Raw genomic sequence first — 15,317 nt, 5'->3', positions numbered from 1 at the left:
CACGTCTCTAAAATATCTCCCTTTTATCCATATCTTGCAAAGCAATATACATTATTTGGTTGATAAGCATAATTTAAACTTTAGCTCATTGCCTTAAGCCCAATGACTGAAACGATAATGAGTGCGATAAAAAGAAGTTTCTTGGCATTTTTGCTTTCTTTATAAAACACAATACCCACAAGCACACCACCTCCTGCGCCTATGCCTGTACATATCGCATAAGCAGTTGCCATAGCAATTTCTTGCATTGCTAAAGAGAGCAGGGTAAAACTTAGCATAAACTGCAACAAGATAGCGAGTAAAAAGATTTTGCGTCCGCTCAAGGAATATTTTTTCATCGTAATGACACCCACAATCTCCATACACCCAGCAAGGAATAAATAAATCCAGCTCATTTTTGCTCCTTTTTTCCAATTTACTCCTTTTTTCCAAGCCCTAAGTTGCGCGAAGGCTCTTGAAAAGGTTTTATTCTTGTGCCTCTGTCTCTTTGTCTGCAGAAAGCTTTAAGCCAATGACGCCTAGAAGCAAGGTAGCGATAAAGAGGATTTTAAGCAGTGAGAAAGCCTCGCCAAAGACAAGGATTTCAGCTAGGGTAATACCCGCTGTGCCAATACCCACAAACACGCTATATGCAACGCCAATCTCTAGCACCCTAATGGCTAAAATCATACAGATAAAGGAGATGAAAATCCCCATTCCTGTGAGAGTATAAAGTAGCAAATTATCGCTATGCTTTAGCCCACTTGCCCAAAAGCATTCTACAATGCCACCAAAAATAACCAACGCCCACGCAAGATTTGGGGTAAGCTTTATGCTTTTCATAATCTTTCCTTTTGTTTTATCTTTAGAATTTTAGCTTCAAGCGACAAACCCTGTCTGTGCCTTATATTTTCTTGATTCTAGCCTTATATTTTCTTGTTTCTATTAGAGTGTTTTTGCCTTTGCGCTATATTGCTCTAGGATAATCTCATAGGCATTAAAATGTTTGCGCTCGGTATCCACAGACTTTTGCACAAATTTCATTTTATCGGGCATATATTTTTGACAAAGCAGCGCCATTGCCTTATTTTGGGCTTCTTCATCGTGAAGTGCAAAAATTTTGCCATAGGCAATGGTGCTTTCATATTCGGTGGTAAAAACATGGCTACCTAGCTTTTTAGGCTCATAAAGGGCGATTTGCTTTAGCTCTTCTGCGCTATATAAACTTGTATGCGCCCTACAAACACCAAACACACCAATGTGCCATCGCGAAAAAATCTCGTTTTGTGCCCTGAGTCATCATCTCAATTGCCCTGCTTGATTCTAATGCCCTATCTTTGCGCCGCATATTCTATTCCTTTGTGATTTTGGGGTATTGTAGCAAATTTCTAATGAGATTGTGGCTTTGCTTGAGTGGGGCAAGGTTAGAGCAGTAAATATTATGCTTTTATCCAAACAGCACAACATTTAGCGTCTCTTATGAAGCAGGAATTATCTCATCAACAGCACTTAGAGCATTAAGGCTTCTTGGATAGCCAATATAAGGGATTAGAGCGGTAATGGTTGCGATAAGCTTAGCTCTATCATTGCCAACTTTGAGATTTCCTGACACATGCGCTATTAGTTGGGGTTGTGCGCCCCCCATAGAGAGGATATAAACAAAGGTTAGTAGCTCTCTAAACTTCAAATCAATCCCCCCTCGCGTGTAATAATCCCCAAAGCAATTAGCTGATAAAAACTCGCGAATATGTTTCACATCAGCAGGAGCCGTTGAATTTCCTCTATCAATCGCATCGCCAAAAAGTTTGCGCTGGATAGATAGCCCTTTTTCTTTGCGATTTTCTTTAGTTGTCGTTCCTTGTGGTTGTAGGGGTAGGGCGATATTATTTGCCACAAATATCTCATTACTTGCGTGGATAAAGTCGATTACCTTGCCCATTCCCACATAAGGAGTGGCTTGATAAAGGATTTCTTTAATGGCTACGGGAGAGACCTTGCTATCTAGTGCTATTTGCACCAAAGATTTATACTCACTAAGTGCGGGAATAGCAATGAGTGAGGCAAGGATAATCATCAAATGTTCTCTCTCCTCCAAATTGCTTTTTACAGACACTTCCTCAAACGCAAAATGTGTATGATTGCTAAAAAATTCAGGATCTGTTTGCTTTAAAGATTCATAACTGCTATTTAAGGAATGTTTGGAATCTTGTGTTTTTTTGCTAATTCTAGCAGTCTCTTTTGCATAGATGAGATTTGTGCCTACCAACCCAAGCCCAACAAGAGAAAAGGAGGTTTTAAGGAGTTTTCGCCTTTTGTTATTGAGTTTTGCTTTCATTGCGCTTCCTTGATAAATTGTTCATACTCTGCATCGCTTAGTTTTTCAAGCCAAACTACATTTTTCCCGTCTTTTTCGTGGGTAAGGGCGATATGTGCGCCACTCTCATACAATCCTGCGCCGTGCCAATGCTCTACATCTGGAGGGCAAAGGATAGTATCCCCCTCTCTTGCAATTTGAACAATTCCTTCTTTAGTGCCTGTGTAAATCGTGCCTTTGGTAACTAGAAGTGTTTGTCCTGCAGGATGGGTATGCCAAGCACTCCTAGCCTTTGGCGCAAACTCCACGATAGCCCCGCTAAAGTTTTGCCATTGATTAGATAAAAAAAGCATTTTTACACTAACTTCACCATTAAAAATCTTAGAATCCCCGCTAAAGGCTTTAAAAGCGTCATTTTTGATAATGCTTTGTGAAAAAAGCGGAAGTGCTAAACCAACTGCGATAGTGATTGTTTTTAAAATTTTTTTCATTTTGTCTCTTTAAAGTGTGTGAAATTTTTTTGTAAATGGTTTTTGTATTCGGTCATATATTGAGTTATTTGTGGGTTTTTTATCACATCATTGCACATAAAAGTAGGCAAAACCTCCATCCCTAAAAACTCGTGAATCTTTCTTAGATGAAAATACACCATCTCAACGTCCAAGCCCTCAAAAAACCCTTGATGTTCATTAAAGGCTTCTAGTGGGGCATTCCAAGTTACGCTAAACATTGCCTTTTTGCCCTGACACAAACCCCCACTGCCATATTTTAAATTATCATCTTTACGACTGCGCCCATCATTTGCAAAAAGCGTCCCATAGCCTTCCGTATAGACTTCATCAATATACTTTTTAGCAATCCAAGGCTCACCCATCCACCAAGCGGGTAGCTGATAAATCAACACATCACTATGCAAAATCTTTTGCACCTCCTCTTGGATATTATAGCCCTCATCAATGATAGTTTGAATGACTTTAAAGCCCATAGATTCTAAGCTTTCCTTTGCTACTGCTTGCAAAGTAGCACTTAGCTTACCTTGTGAGCTACCAAACTTCTTCGCGCCATTAAGCAACAATACTTGCATATTTCTCCTTATTAATGATTTGAGATTCTTTAGCTGGGATTAAAGAGGGAAAACTTTAGAATGATAAAAACAACCACTTTTTAATAGGCTTTGAGTAATGTTAAAAGCCCCTAAAGCCCTATTGGCATTTACACCCTTTATAATCCTTGCTAGTTGGATTAAATCCATCTACGCCTTTGTTAATCATTTCATCATACACTCCTAATTTGTAATCTAGCTTTTTTAGCACCGCATCTAATTCTTGCATTTTAGCAATTACCATTTTTTTCTGCTCACTAAGCATTTCTCTCCTTTGTTTGGCAGTCCCCTCTCCTTTGGCAGCTAGAGTGATGTAATCTTTGATGGATTCTATGCTCATATGGCTTTTGCGAAACCACTCTATCCATCGCACCCATTCGACATCGGTGTTGCTAAAGTATTTTACGCCATTTTTGTCTTTTTCTACAAAAGGAAATAAGCCCTTTTTTGCCCAAAATCTAAGTGTATGCGAGGAGATTCCCGTTTCCTTTTCTACCTCTTTAATTGTGTATGCCATCTTAAACCTTTGAAACGATTTATAAAATTATAAAGGATAAGAGTAACTCTAAGTCAAGTTTTAATGCGATTTTATAAGAAATTCGCAGATTTAGAATGTTTGCGTCATTTTAAGTATTACAAAGAATTGATTTGATTGATGCTATTTACTAATAGACAAAGTCTCACTCTCTGATAGATTCTAGCTTATGGGTGTAGTAGGCTAGGATTTTTTGTAGGTGTTTTTGTTCTAGCTCTTTCATAAAGGATTCCATAAAGGCATAGTTGGGCTGCCCTTTGGAATCTAGGGGAAGTAAAATTTTTAGAGAATCTGCATTTGCACAACAATTTTTACCATATGAAAACTTAACCGATTGCTTATTGATGCATAAACAAATAAAAAGTAAAATGAAATAATTTACTTGTGTAAATTTTGCTTCTAAAGCCTTAACTCTTGTTCCTATATAAAAATCTATTTTTTGTGTAGCTGCAAAGAAATTGCCTCTATCTGCTAAACTAATAGTAGTTTTGTGGTTAAATTTTTTTCTATTAGGTATGGTTTGAGTATAAACACTCACTCCATTATCTATTGCACTATGGCTTACAATAGGAATCTCTCCTTCAATAATATTTGTTAGAATTAAGTCTCCGCCCGTATAAACCTCAAACAAATCACTAATTTTAAACTCGCCCCATTGAAGTTTGTAATCTTTACAAATATACGTAAGACTCATATAAGGAAAAGCTAAATCTTTATCATCATCAGCTTTTGTAGAGATTGAGTTATTTTGAGATATTTTGCTTAAAGGTTTAGTCTGGCAAGGGGTTAAAGTCTCTATAAACTCTAAATATTCTTGGTAATTAAAGGATATTGCCCCCCCCCCCGATAGTTCTAGCTTATGGGTGTAGTAGGCTAGGATTTTTTGTAGGTGTTTTTGTTCTAGTTCTTTCATAAAAGATTCCATAAATTTATAATTTGGCTCTCCTTTGGAATCTAGGGGAAGTAAAATTTTTAGAGAATCTGCATTATGTTGTCTAAATTGTTTTCCATAAGAAAATTTGCTTTTTTGTTTATTAATGCACGAGACAAAAAAGAGTTTTACATAAAATGACAATTTCTCATTAATAAAAAAATAAATATTATCATCTCCTGTGGCTTCGTATGAGTGATAAAAAGCATTGCCAAACATATCAATAGAAATAAAATCTTTATATTTTTGCATAGATTCATTGCCAATAAATGAGGCAACGCCATTATCTGCTTCACCCGCTGTAAGTAAAGGGGTTTTTCCTTGCTCTCTGTCTCTTTCAATAAGTCTTTTTCCATGATAGTTTTTAAAAAATAGAGAAAGTTTAAACTCGCCCCATTTTATGGATTCTAAGCCTAGTTCATTTTTTGCAATCTCCATTAGGCTACCCTCAAGGAAGGTTGCGAAATCATCGCTTTGAGGTTGATTGGGTAGGGATTCTTCGTGATGGGATTCTTCAGTCGTGCTTCGCAAGACTTCAGAATGACAAAGATTATTTTTGTCATGTTGAGCGTAGCGAAACATCTCATGGGATTCTTCAGTCGTGCTTCGCAAGACTTCAGAATGACAAGAGGATTTAAAATAATAAGAGCTAGCTTGAGAGCGACAAAGAGGAAGTCTGCCCCCCCCCCCCCGATAGATTCTAGCTTATGGGTGTAGTAGGCTAGGATTTTTTGTAGGTGTTTTTGTTCTAGCTTTCGCATAAAGGATTCCATAAATTTATAATTTGGCTCTCCTTTGGAATCTATGGGGAGCATAATAATTTGTTTCATTAATCTTTCAGAAAATGCTTTATATCCAAAAGCGTATTTTGAAGCATTGCTTTTTACAATTCTTGCTATAAAAAGTCCATTGTGTTTATTAAGCTTGTCATTACCAAAAATCGTAATTTCATCACTTGCTGTAAATTCTCCCTCTACATAATAACAATCGCAAAATGTGCTTATAATGAGTTTATTTTTTGCTATAAAAAGCGGATTGGCTATCATATCAGTTAAACCGTTACTCTCCTTACTTGCGGAATAATAGGGGATATTTCCTTTAACTCTATCTCTCTCAATGAGTCTTTTGCCACGCATTGCAAAATCAAAAATCTCCCCCACAACAAACTCACCCCACCGCATAGATTCTAAATTTTTATTCATTATCAAGCCTTTCATCAGTTTGCATCTGCGTCTTTTCCTCTTCTAAGCTAAAGAGATAGCCCCTGCCGTGCGTTATCATATTAAACTCAAAAGTGAGATAATCTGCCATTGTTTTATCAAAGTCTGCATATTGTGGAATCTCATCATTAAAATAATAAAAACTATGCAGCCACTCATCCTCGGCTTCTATGGTGGTTTTTACACAAAATTTAGATTCTGCTTCCATTTCATCACGCCAGACTTTCAGCAAATGTGCCTTTTTATCCTTTGCGTGGATTGTCTCTACCAAGCCCTTATGCTTTTGGACCTCAAAGCCATCGTTTTCGTAATTGATAAATTTACAAACCTTATCTTTAGGGTGGGGAATCCAAGCGGTAAAAATCGCTATGCAAGGATTTGTCCCTACGCCATAAAAGGTATTTTTATTTAAAGTAATGACGCCTTCCAAGGTGTGCTTTTTTAAGATATTTGCTTTGATTGCCTTTTCTTCTTTGCTCTTTCCTGTCATCGCTGATTGTGGGACGATGACTATTACCTTGCCACCTTTTAGGATAGAATCACATAAATGCTCGCTAAAGGCAATTTCGGTTAGATTTTTATCAATCTTGCCTTGAGAATAAGGCGGATTCATAAAGCCTATATCTGCTTTAAACTCCTCTTGTAATTTATGGGGGTTTTGCTTTAAGAAATCCTCATCATTTAAATTACTCTTGCCATCGCCTCGTAAAACCATATTTGCAGTAGCTACTGCAAACATAAAGGATTGAAGCTCAAAGCCAAAGAGCTGGTGTTGCTTAATGCTATCCTTTTGCGTTTCATTCTTTGCCATTTTTAGCATATAATCCATAGCACAAATCAAAAATCCAGCCGTCCCGCAACAAGGGTCAAAAACTCTATTTTCGGGCTTTAAATCTGCCAAATCGCAAAAAAGCTCGGTGATATGATTAGGCGTTAGCACGATGCCTAGATTCTGTCCATCGGCGTTTCCAAATCGCACAAATTCGCTATAAAACATACCCAAATAATCATAGGAATTTTTGATATTTTCCATAGTATCAAAGATTTCTTGTTTAATATAAGTCGCATAATGCTTGAGTGGAGTGCATTTTAAATGTGGGTGGATTTCATTAATCTTTGTCGAGGTTTTAATCACCGCAAATTCTGCTAAGACTTTATCAAGCTTGACTTGCGGGGAGAGCTGAGAGACTTTAAGCTGCTTTTCTATGAGGTCATAAATTTTCGCCCCATCGGTTTCTACATCCTTTGGCTCACCTGTGAGTGAGGAGAGGTCGATATTATTGCGTTTCATTCGCTCTAGGGCAAGGAGGATCCCAGCGACTATTAAAGGCTTGGTTTTGTTGTCTAACGCCCCATAGTTACGCAAGTCTTCGTGCAAAGTGGCGGCTATTTTTTCTATCTGTTCTTTGGTTTTTTCTTGGGGTGGTTGCTGCTTTAAAATCTCTCTTTTGTAAAAATTTTCGATATTTTTTTCGCTTAGTAGCAAAAAGCTCTCGATATCCTCTAATGGCTCTTTGATAAATGCTCCATCATCGACAAATAATGGCGTTATTCTGTGTCTTTTCTCATTGCCACTTACTGCGATGGCAAAAACTTTTTTATAGCGGTTTTGGTTTTTAATAATATGCTTTGCATACCATAAAGCCCCATTGAGTGCATAGTTTTTGATATGCTCTTGCTCCTGTGAGATGAGATTGTTAGAATCTAGCTTGCAATGATTACTCACATCTGCTTTATTCTCAACTACAATCACAAAATCTTTTACTACACCTATGAAATCGGGGACGCCGTGATTACCCGTGCCTCCTTTAGAAGCACTTTTTAGAGCATCAGTTAATACCTTATTTTGCCCCCCCCCCGCACACTCGCGCCTTGTGGTTCTAGGTCTAGCCCCGCATCTTTTGCTAGTTTATTCACCCAAAAATCTGTTTTAATCTCTTTTCCCATTGCTTCCCTTTAACACTACAATATAAAACGCAAAATTATAGCAAAGTTCCTTATTGCTGCGAAGAAGTGCTTGGCTGGGTGAAGAATCCCAAGATTTAGGATTTCTAGCTCAAGCAGTTTTTTATAAGCAAGTCTCTCATATCCCTCTCTTTGCAAAAGGAGCTATTTAGAAAAACTCTCTAATGAGTAATTGAACAGAGAGGGCGAAGCATACGCATATCACAATTGGGCGGATAATCCTTGCTCCGTGTTTTATGGCGAGTTTTGCTCCCAAAGTCGCACCGATGATTTGCCCCACACACATAATAATGCCTAAAATCCATAGCACATTGCCACCGATGACAAAAAATAAAGTAGAGGAAATATTGATACTAAAGACCACCCAACGCGAATGCGCTAAAGCCTTACTAAGCCCATATCCCCCGATGCTAACAAGCAAGGCTAGGACAAATGAACCAATGCCAATACCTACAAATCCGCCATATAATCCAGCCCCTACCATACTTGCAAACAAAAAGATTCTATGTGGATTTTTCGCCCTGTCTTCATCGCTAATGCTTGGAGAGAACAAAAAATATGCACCTACTGCTATCATCACAAAGGGTAGGATTTTTGAGAGCAAGGAGACTTCCATAAACTGCACTAAAATAGCCCCCACCGCCCCAAAAAGTGTCGCAATTATCATCAAAGAGCGACTTTCTTTTAAATCTACCAAACCTTGATGATAATAATGTGCTGCACTTGTAAAAGAGCCAACACAAGCTTGAAGTTTATTGGTTGCTAGGGCTTGGAGAGGGTTTAAGCCACTTACAAGAAGCAAGGGCATTGTTATCATTCCTGCGCCACCAGAGAGTGAGCCTACAAGCCCACCAACGATAGAAGCGACAAAAAAGAGGGTATAAAAATACACGGCAACACCCTCAAAGGTTTGTATCGTCAAAATCTCAAGCCAACCATTCATTCCCGCAACCGCTCAAATCAAGGATTAATCGTTTTTGCCTCCATTAAGGGAGGGAGGATAAGCATAAGCGTCTCTAAGCCAATATTTAGCGAACTATCCACGCTGCAAGGGCTAATCCCAATCCCTCTGCCTGCTGGCAATCGTGGATTAAAAAAGGTTGCGATACACTCGGTTTTGTCCAAAACAAAAGAGCGAATCTGCACCGCAGAGGTTGTTGTAGGGATAATTGTAAATAATGTTTCAAGTTTTTCTTCTCTTAAATCATCCTCGCAAGACTTCAAAGCAAAAAACCCACTCTCATCAATCCCCAAACACATTTTTGAATCTTCTGTATTCACAAACTGCACCGCCCCAAGATTAAACCCATCAAAGGGGTCGCTTTTGCGAATCTTGTCATTAAGTATCACTTGCTTAAGATTCCAATTTGGTTTTCTATAATCTGGAGCTAATAAATCCCCACTCATCGCACTTCTTAGAGAGAATGGAGCGGTGAAATCTGGCAAATCCTCTAAATTTTCTGCATACAAAACCCCAAAGCTAAACATCAAACACATTAAAATCTTTTTCATTGTATTCTCCTAAAATCGCCCAAAATGCACGGGTGAATGGTCAGATGAGAGGTGTGCGCGTATGTTTGCTGCTATCAGCAAGGCTGTAATTTGTGGCAATGCTATGGTCGAACGTGAGGGGCTTGATCTCCCAACTAGCGCATAATCAAGCGTCCTGTTTGCGCCTCTTGCCCCAAAATGTGTAGCAGAGTTTGGCGCAACGATTCTTATATGGTTGGCAATTCTTGTATCAAGCCCCGCTTGCAAAAGTGCTGGGTCGCGGTTGAAATCCCCTGCGATAAGCCAATTTATTTGTGGCATATTGATAAAGGCATTATGCACTGCTGTAACCAAAGCAGGTGCATCGCCTCCGCCACTTGCTAGGGCGTGGATATTAAAAAACACATCATTACCAATACGAATGCCTATTGCTGGACGCGAAGAATCTGTTGCAACGACATTTTGATGCACGACAAACACCTCATCAGCCCTCCTATCAGAGACTATGGCGAGATTTACTCTCCTTGCTCCAACATCAAGGGGGGCATAATAAATATAAACAGAATTGGGTCTGGAATAAGTCCCAAGCTCCCAAATAAACTCCTCCACAGGTGTGCCACCTGGCTGAACCATTCTGCCTGTTCTTCTTGCAGTTGCGGGAATAGCCCCAGCTTCTTGAATCATAAGGATATTGGCAGGATTATCCCCTGTGATAAGCTGCCTTACGCTTACATTCCATTTGCTTTCTGTGTTTGCCAAAGAGCCTTGCAGATTCCAAGTGCTTACTCTATAATCCTCAATATTAGCAAACATAACCCCAACACTTACCAAAAAACACCATAAAATCCTCATAAATCCCTCCTTAATCAATCACAAAAATAGGACTTGCCAAATCCAAAATAGGCGTAATATACCATTGCTGGTCAAGATTGGGCTTATTAGATGCACAATTTGTGAGATAAATACTATAATAAGTCGTTGTGCGAATAGTTGGCGTTTGTAAGCAGGTTTTTGTGCCTACATTTTGAATCTGTATGGCTTGGTTATCAAAAAAATTGAGATTCCAAAATTGTGAAGAATTTTTTTCATCGCATATTTGATGAATGACACCATTTTTATAAGCTTGAAGACAGGTTGATTTTTCTTCATTTTTAATCATTACCTGCCCGTTTGCAAAGCTTATAATGCGCCAAAATGGTGCTTTTCCAAAGCCATGACTATCAATAGGCGTATATCCCCACACCCAATTTCCCGGATTTAACGCCCAAAGCGTCAAAAGTCCTCCTGATGAAGACATAATAGAGAGCGCATTGGAAGCATTTTTAGCCAATGGTGGCTCATTGGAATTAGCAAGAAGAGGGCGAATCTTCGTTTTTTGTGCATTCATTAGCAACATTCTTGATTTTTCGCCCAATATTGGCTCATTTAAAGGAGGCGTTGGGCTTAAGCCTATACCCAAATCTTCTTCATTTGTAGCTAGAGGTTTGGGTTGTTGGGGTGCTGAAGAACACGTCACAAACAAAAGAGTTATGAAAAGGAGAAACAAATATCTCATAAAATAGCCTTTTTCTAAAATTGACACTATTTAATAAAGTAAGCATTATATAAAATATATCCATAAGAATCCAAGAAAGATATGCAAATTTATCAATAATTAAAAGCAAAATAAAAACTTATTTTCTATTCCCTCTATTTCTATCTATTTTCGCTTATCCACTTTATCTACTAGAGGAGTTATTGTATTGCATCACATAGCTATCTATCGTAAGTAAATCCACATTTATAAAATCTTTAAATCGTGAATTTTATTTTTCATTACCGCAAAATTTTTTTCTAACTCTATTTTTCTATTTATTGACATTTTTATAAATTCATTTTCTTTTTCTATACCAACGAACTTTCTATCTAAAAGATTAGCGGCTATTCCTGTGGTGGAGCTACCACTAAAAGGATCACAAATCATAGAATCCTTATCACTTGCCATTAAAAGCAATCGCACAAGTAGAGCTAAAGGCTTTTGCGTAGGATGCTTACCATTTGCCTTTTCCCAGGGAGCAATAGCGGGGAAGCTCCACACATCTCGCATTTGTTTGCCTCCATTAAGTTTTTTTAAAATTTCATAATTAAAAATATGCTTGTGTTTAAGGCTTTTTCTCGCCCAAATGATTTGCTCTGTTGAATGCGTGAGATAACGACAACTAAAATTTGGAGGAGGATTGGTTTTTTGCCAAGTGATGAGATTTAAAATCTTAAAATCAAGTTTTTGCAAAACTATTCCCAAAGAAAAGATATTATGATAAGTTCCACTAATTAAAATACTTCCTGTATTTTTTAAGGCTTTTTTTGCATTGCTTATCCACTCCATATTAAACCCATCAATATCATTGATACTTTCTCCTCTATCCCATTCTCCTTTATTGACACTCACAATTTTCCCGCTTTGTATGCTTAAGCCATCATTGGAAAGAAAATAAGGCGGATCGGCAAAAATTAGATCAAATTTATTTTCAAATTGAGGCAAAATTTCATTACAATTCCCTTGATAAAGCCTAAATAGAGAATCTTCACTTATAAAAATGGGGGATAAATCTTTATTGAGTGATGTCATTTTTCACCTTTTGGATAAAATTAGCAATATTGCTTAAATTATAAATTTTTACATATTTATAAGCTTCTTGGAGTTTATTTTTAGCACTTAGCCAACCTTTGCCATCAGTTATCCAAATAAACTCATAATTTGAAAACTTTTCAAATTTTAAAGCTAAATCTTGATAAGCTCTTGCTGTTTCATTAAGCTTGCTTCCACTACCTGTATAAAAGTTAGCTTCTATAAAATAGGTTGTTTTTGCACCCCAAATAACAAAATCAAATTTTTTAATATCCCCCCCCCAAAAAAACTTGATGCAAATCCTGCTGGGCGTTCTTTTCTATCCAAAAATCGAGATTTGTAATATTTATTAGGGGATTAGAATCTAAAGATAATTCGTTTTTAGATTCTATTTGACGCAAAAGCTTTTCTTTTTGCTGAATAAGATAAGAGGAATTTATATAAGTCATTCTAGCCTTTGCAATCATTATCGCCAAGGGATTTAAATCAAAACCTACAAAATACCGTATTCCATACCCTAAACCACTTACAAAACTACTTCCACTACCGCAATACGGGTCTAAAAGATTACTTTTCTTAGCTTTAAATTCCTTGAGTAATTCTAAGCCAATTTGAGGAAGCATTGTCGCAGGATATTTATGTAAATTGGGATATATTGACGCATAAGATTGCCCTAGAAAGTCGTATTTAGGATTATATATTGCCAAATAGTCTTGTTTTTTAGAATCTTTATCCATTTGTTTTTGCATAAAGTTTGAGTTAAAGTTGGGCTTTTCTAAAAGTATCATTAGAGATTCTCGCTTATATAATCAATAAGGGATCTTAATGGCTTGATAAAATCGCCTGTTTGTATATTCTTGCCAATAAATGCACAATCAAAAAATTTAAACATTCCTCTATGTTGGGGGTTATTAATTTCATTATAAAAATTCACAGTAGCAAAACATACAAGTGGCAAAATGGGAGGATTATAGGAAATATCATATTTTTCTTTAAGGCTAGATTCTGTGCTAGCAATTTCCATTAAGAGTTTCCATTTATAAGTTTGCCCCGCCCTTTCACGCAAAGAAGTCTTAAGGGATAATATCAAGCATTTATGTAATTTTGCATTAGAATCTAAACTATAAATCACCAAATCAACATCGGGCTTTTGCATCTCCTCTCCTACTTTAATATAAAACAAATCTTGCCATTGCGGGATAGAAGAAATTTTGGAAGTAATAAAGATATTGAAAACATCTTACGCACTATGCAATAAATTTTGTTTGCCAAACTTAAAATTACTAATTAAAAGCTCTTTGCCAACATTAGCCTTTTCTTGCTTGTAATTATTCATTCCATATTGCACAGAATATTCACATACATAGAAATCTTTATAAAGATTTTTTATATAAGGACTATCATCATAAGTGAGCAAAAATTTATGTTGTATGTTTTTGAGATACTCGCAAAATCTTTGATGGTCAAAGCCTGTGTGCAAATCTCCCTTTTTGCCATAGAGTCTAGATTTTGTAGCAGAATAATAGGGAGGGTCTAGGAAAATAAAAACCTCTTTGCCTTCTTTTTGCAAAAGATTCTCATAGCTCTGATTGCTAAAAATAAAATTTTGTAAGATTGTATCCATATTTTTGAGCCTCTCAATAGAGCTTTGGGTAAAGCGGGTTTCAAAAGCCTTTTGCGAATATCCACCACAATCAACGACACCACTAAAAGTAATGCGATTTAGAATAAAAAAATCCACAGCCCTTTGAAAGTCATTTAAACTTTCATTTCTACGACTTAAAATATTCTCATAAAGCACTCTTCCGTCTTTATGGGATTGTTTAATATTCTGGATTTCGCTAATTAACGCTTGGTTTTGTGTTTTTAGAATATTCCAAAAGCAATACACATCTTTATTAAAATCATTTAGGAAAAATCGAATCTGTTTTTGGTGTAAAAGTTTTTGAGCAAGATAGTTTCCTACACTTCCACCGCCAAAAAATGGTTCTCGATATTCACTAAAACTCTTTGGAAAATAATCTTTTAAAAATTTAATCGCTCTACTTTTGCCACCGGGATAACGAAGGGGAGATTTATAGAATTTGGCGTTCATTAATCTATCCAAATTTCAAAATGATTTTGTTTCGATTCTACATTAAGAGCCTCTAGGGTAGCAATTTGAGAGATTGAAAAAGCATTATTTTTCATAAAAGATTCTAAATCCTCATTTGGCAGAGTAACGCTATTTTGTAAAAGATTTGAGGTTAATCTCAAAACAATTTTAAAGCTATCATACCCATCAATTTTTGAGAGATTATTATAAAGCATAAGCTTTAACAACCCATCTTTTATATCGTCATTGCTCGGCAATAATGAATTTTTACTGTGTTTGCTTTCACATAGATATAATGTTCCATCTTTTAAAAGAATATCGTCAACGGTAAAAAAATATTGCCCACCTAAGTAGTTTTTGATAATAATTTTTGATTTTTGTCCTATGCCAATATATTCTTTAGGTTGCAAGGTCAAGCTTTCTCGATTTTGAGCTTGTTGTGCTTTTTGTCTCGAAAACTCCATAAAAGATTCTTTATATAAATTTATCTATATTTTGGGGATTATGAAGTTTAATATTTAAAATATTAGAGATATTTGCATAAGCATTTTTTGTAAGACTTGCAAGTTTTGGAAGTTTTTCAAGGCTCAACTGATTAAGATTCCAATGCAATGCAGATTGATGATAATTGACAAGTTGAGTGAGCTGTCCCAAAATATATTCATTATTAAAAGATTGATTTGTAATTTTTCCAATATTACTTGAGTGAGGCTGCGCTTTATCGTAAAAGCCTATAACTACATAGACATTCAAAAGACTCATAAATGAAAGTGTATCCCATTGCAAATAATCCATATCTCCATTGATGCCTTCATCTTTAATGAATGGAATTATTGTTACAGTCTTGTTTGCTCCACTATCAAAAGTGTCATACACCCTTGCGTAAGGATAAGAGCGAGTACGTTTGGGACTAACCCATTTACTTAAAGCCAAAGTTTTATCTTGAAAATTAATTAAGCATTTACTAGGTAAAGTATTAATATTTACAAAGGCGAAATTTTCTAAATTCTCTCGCCATTTTTTTATATAAGAAAAATTTTGTATTGTCGCTTGCAACATAGTATTCCCTATTTTATA

20 protein-coding genes and 1 pseudogene are annotated in these 15,317 nt (G+C 36.5%); all 21 read right to left on the bottom strand.

The annotated features are described in order from the left end of the window. Positions 1-80: 80 nt before the first annotated feature. The 21 genes and pseudogenes from C6H18_RS08575 to C6H18_RS08480 all read right to left on the bottom strand — a co-directional run bounded on the left by C6H18_RS08575 (position 81) and on the right by C6H18_RS08480 (position 15,299). Complete coding sequence (locus tag C6H18_RS08575; RefSeq protein ID WP_104722682.1) at positions 81-395, bottom strand: DMT family transporter; 315 nt, start codon at positions 393-395, stop codon at positions 81-83. Positions 396-465: 70 nt separating this feature from the next. Then, positions 466-822, bottom strand: coding sequence for a DMT family transporter (locus tag C6H18_RS08570; RefSeq protein ID WP_104722681.1), 357 nt, complete (start codon positions 820-822; stop codon positions 466-468). 102 nt (positions 823-924) lie between these two features. Further along, entirely contained in the window at positions 925-1,233 is a 309-nt protein-coding gene (locus tag C6H18_RS08565) for a pyridoxamine 5'-phosphate oxidase family protein (RefSeq protein WP_104722680.1), read from the bottom strand. Between the two features lie 223 nt (positions 1,234-1,456). Continuing rightward, a complete protein-coding gene (locus C6H18_RS08560) occupies positions 1,457-2,314 on the bottom strand; it encodes a carboxymuconolactone decarboxylase family protein (protein WP_104722679.1) in 858 nt (285 codons plus the stop codon). Then, complete coding sequence (locus C6H18_RS08555) at positions 2,311-2,784, bottom strand: cupin domain-containing protein (protein ID WP_104722678.1); 474 nt, start codon at positions 2,782-2,784, stop codon at positions 2,311-2,313. Before C6H18_RS08555 ends, C6H18_RS08560 begins: the two co-directional genes overlap by 4 nt. Next, positions 2,781-3,377 (bottom strand): NAD(P)H-dependent oxidoreductase, encoded by a 597-nt coding sequence (locus C6H18_RS08550; protein WP_104722677.1) that lies wholly within the window; start codon positions 3,375-3,377, stop codon positions 2,781-2,783. Before C6H18_RS08550 ends, C6H18_RS08555 begins: the two co-directional genes overlap by 4 nt. Positions 3,378-3,495: 118 nt before the next feature. Further along, complete coding sequence (locus C6H18_RS08545) at positions 3,496-3,912, bottom strand: MerR family transcriptional regulator (RefSeq protein ID WP_104722676.1); 417 nt, start codon at positions 3,910-3,912, stop codon at positions 3,496-3,498. A 163-nt stretch (positions 3,913-4,075) separates the two neighbouring features. Then, positions 4,076-5,299, bottom strand: coding sequence for a restriction endonuclease subunit S (locus C6H18_RS09740; RefSeq protein WP_104722675.1), 1,224 nt, complete (start codon positions 5,297-5,299; stop codon positions 4,076-4,078). Beyond that, positions 5,299-6,063: a restriction endonuclease subunit S gene (locus C6H18_RS08535; RefSeq protein WP_158654897.1), complete on the bottom strand. Its 765-nt coding sequence runs from the start codon at positions 6,061-6,063 to the stop codon at positions 5,299-5,301. Before C6H18_RS08535 ends, C6H18_RS09740 begins: the two co-directional genes overlap by 1 nt. Beyond that, the gene (locus C6H18_RS08530) at positions 6,056-7,834 is read right to left on the bottom strand and encodes an HsdM family class I SAM-dependent methyltransferase (RefSeq protein ID WP_233704117.1); all 1,779 of its coding nucleotides are present in this window, start codon (positions 7,832-7,834) and stop codon (positions 6,056-6,058) included. The genes C6H18_RS08535 and C6H18_RS08530 overlap by 8 nt, the downstream gene beginning before the upstream one ends. A gap of 360 nt (positions 7,835-8,194) precedes the next feature. Further along, positions 8,195-8,989: a TSUP family transporter gene (locus C6H18_RS08525; protein WP_104722672.1), complete on the bottom strand. Its 795-nt coding sequence runs from the start codon at positions 8,987-8,989 to the stop codon at positions 8,195-8,197. 17 nt (positions 8,990-9,006) lie between these two features. After that, complete coding sequence (locus C6H18_RS08520) at positions 9,007-9,558, bottom strand: RICIN domain-containing protein (protein WP_104722671.1); 552 nt, start codon at positions 9,556-9,558, stop codon at positions 9,007-9,009. A gap of 9 nt (positions 9,559-9,567) precedes the next feature. Then, positions 9,568-10,389 carry a cytolethal distending toxin subunit B family protein gene (locus tag C6H18_RS08515; protein WP_104722670.1) on the bottom strand — a complete coding sequence of 274 codons (822 nt, stop codon included), beginning with the start codon at positions 10,387-10,389 and terminating at the stop codon, positions 9,568-9,570. A gap of 10 nt (positions 10,390-10,399) precedes the next feature. Next, positions 10,400-11,092 (bottom strand): cytolethal distending toxin subunit A/C, encoded by a 693-nt coding sequence (locus C6H18_RS08510; RefSeq protein ID WP_104722669.1) that lies wholly within the window; start codon positions 11,090-11,092, stop codon positions 10,400-10,402. A gap of 225 nt (positions 11,093-11,317) precedes the next feature. Beyond that, on the bottom strand, positions 11,318-12,145 hold the full coding sequence (locus C6H18_RS08505) for a DNA-methyltransferase (RefSeq protein WP_104722668.1): 828 nt from the start codon (positions 12,143-12,145) through the stop codon (positions 11,318-11,320). After that, positions 12,129-12,428, bottom strand: a pseudogene (locus tag C6H18_RS09565) (DpnII family type II restriction endonuclease); the annotation flags it as partial. The gene C6H18_RS08505 and the pseudogene C6H18_RS09565, both read right to left, overlap by 17 nt. Next, positions 12,412-12,933 (bottom strand): hypothetical protein, encoded by a 522-nt coding sequence (locus C6H18_RS09785; RefSeq protein ID WP_407645615.1) that lies wholly within the window; start codon positions 12,931-12,933, stop codon positions 12,412-12,414. The pseudogene C6H18_RS09565 and the gene C6H18_RS09785, both read right to left, overlap by 17 nt. After that, positions 12,933-13,346, bottom strand: coding sequence for a BsaWI family type II restriction enzyme (locus tag C6H18_RS08495; RefSeq protein ID WP_267891874.1), 414 nt, complete (start codon positions 13,344-13,346; stop codon positions 12,933-12,935). The genes C6H18_RS09785 and C6H18_RS08495 overlap by 1 nt, the downstream gene beginning before the upstream one ends. A gap of 39 nt (positions 13,347-13,385) precedes the next feature. Beyond that, positions 13,386-14,240 carry a DNA adenine methylase gene (locus C6H18_RS08490; RefSeq protein WP_104722667.1) on the bottom strand — a complete coding sequence of 285 codons (855 nt, stop codon included), beginning with the start codon at positions 14,238-14,240 and terminating at the stop codon, positions 13,386-13,388. Next, positions 14,240-14,704, bottom strand: coding sequence for a hypothetical protein (locus C6H18_RS08485; RefSeq protein WP_104722666.1), 465 nt, complete (start codon positions 14,702-14,704; stop codon positions 14,240-14,242). Before C6H18_RS08485 ends, C6H18_RS08490 begins: the two co-directional genes overlap by 1 nt. Before the next feature lie 10 nt (positions 14,705-14,714). After that, the gene (locus C6H18_RS08480; RefSeq protein WP_104722665.1) at positions 14,715-15,299 is read right to left on the bottom strand and encodes a hypothetical protein; all 585 of its coding nucleotides are present in this window, start codon (positions 15,297-15,299) and stop codon (positions 14,715-14,717) included. Positions 15,300-15,317 lie beyond the last annotated feature (18 nt).

Origin of the sequence: Helicobacter mesocricetorum (genome assembly GCF_900198605.1) — a bacterium.
Taxonomy (GTDB): Bacteria; Campylobacterota; Campylobacteria; order Campylobacterales; family Helicobacteraceae; genus Helicobacter_D; species Helicobacter_D mesocricetorum.
Note: the sequence above shows the minus strand (reverse complement) of the source record. Positions and strands in the feature narration are given on the sequence as shown.

What these genes read in the sequence shown, in the direction of transcription:
- C6H18_RS08550 (WP_104722677.1), bottom strand. Translation starts at nt 3,377, where the DNA reads ATGCAAGTATTGTTGCTTAATGGCGCGAAGAAGTTTGGTAGCTCACAA.
- C6H18_RS09740 (WP_104722675.1), bottom strand. Translation starts at nt 5,299, where the DNA reads ATGGAGATTGCAAAAAATGAACTAGGCTTAGAATCCATAAAATGGGGC.
- C6H18_RS08525 (WP_104722672.1), bottom strand. Translation starts at nt 8,989, where the DNA reads ATGAATGGTTGGCTTGAGATTTTGACGATACAAACCTTTGAGGGTGTT.
- C6H18_RS08510 (WP_104722669.1), bottom strand. Translation starts at nt 11,092, where the DNA reads ATGAGATATTTGTTTCTCCTTTTCATAACTCTTTTGTTTGTGACGTGT.
- C6H18_RS08575 (WP_104722682.1), bottom strand. Translation starts at nt 395, where the DNA reads ATGAGCTGGATTTATTTATTCCTTGCTGGGTGTATGGAGATTGTGGGT.
- C6H18_RS08505 (WP_104722668.1), bottom strand. Translation starts at nt 12,145, where the DNA reads ATGACATCACTCAATAAAGATTTATCCCCCATTTTTATAAGTGAAGAT.
- C6H18_RS08555 (WP_104722678.1), bottom strand. Translation starts at nt 2,784, where the DNA reads ATGAAAAAAATTTTAAAAACAATCACTATCGCAGTTGGTTTAGCACTT.
- C6H18_RS09785 (WP_407645615.1), bottom strand. Translation starts at nt 12,933, where the DNA reads ATGATACTTTTAGAAAAGCCCAACTTTAACTCAAACTTTATGCAAAAA.
- C6H18_RS08515 (WP_104722670.1), bottom strand. Translation starts at nt 10,389, where the DNA reads ATGAGGATTTTATGGTGTTTTTTGGTAAGTGTTGGGGTTATGTTTGCT.
- C6H18_RS08485 (WP_104722666.1), bottom strand. Translation starts at nt 14,704, where the DNA reads ATGGAGTTTTCGAGACAAAAAGCACAACAAGCTCAAAATCGAGAAAGC.
- C6H18_RS08480 (WP_104722665.1), bottom strand. Translation starts at nt 15,299, where the DNA reads ATGTTGCAAGCGACAATACAAAATTTTTCTTATATAAAAAAATGGCGA.
- C6H18_RS08520 (WP_104722671.1), bottom strand. Translation starts at nt 9,558, where the DNA reads ATGAAAAAGATTTTAATGTGTTTGATGTTTAGCTTTGGGGTTTTGTAT.
- C6H18_RS08545 (WP_104722676.1), bottom strand. Translation starts at nt 3,912, where the DNA reads ATGGCATACACAATTAAAGAGGTAGAAAAGGAAACGGGAATCTCCTCG.
- C6H18_RS08560 (WP_104722679.1), bottom strand. Translation starts at nt 2,314, where the DNA reads ATGAAAGCAAAACTCAATAACAAAAGGCGAAAACTCCTTAAAACCTCC.
- C6H18_RS08570 (WP_104722681.1), bottom strand. Translation starts at nt 822, where the DNA reads ATGAAAAGCATAAAGCTTACCCCAAATCTTGCGTGGGCGTTGGTTATT.
- C6H18_RS08490 (WP_104722667.1), bottom strand. Translation starts at nt 14,240, where the DNA reads ATGAACGCCAAATTCTATAAATCTCCCCTTCGTTATCCCGGTGGCAAA.
- C6H18_RS08535 (WP_158654897.1), bottom strand. Translation starts at nt 6,063, where the DNA reads ATGAATAAAAATTTAGAATCTATGCGGTGGGGTGAGTTTGTTGTGGGG.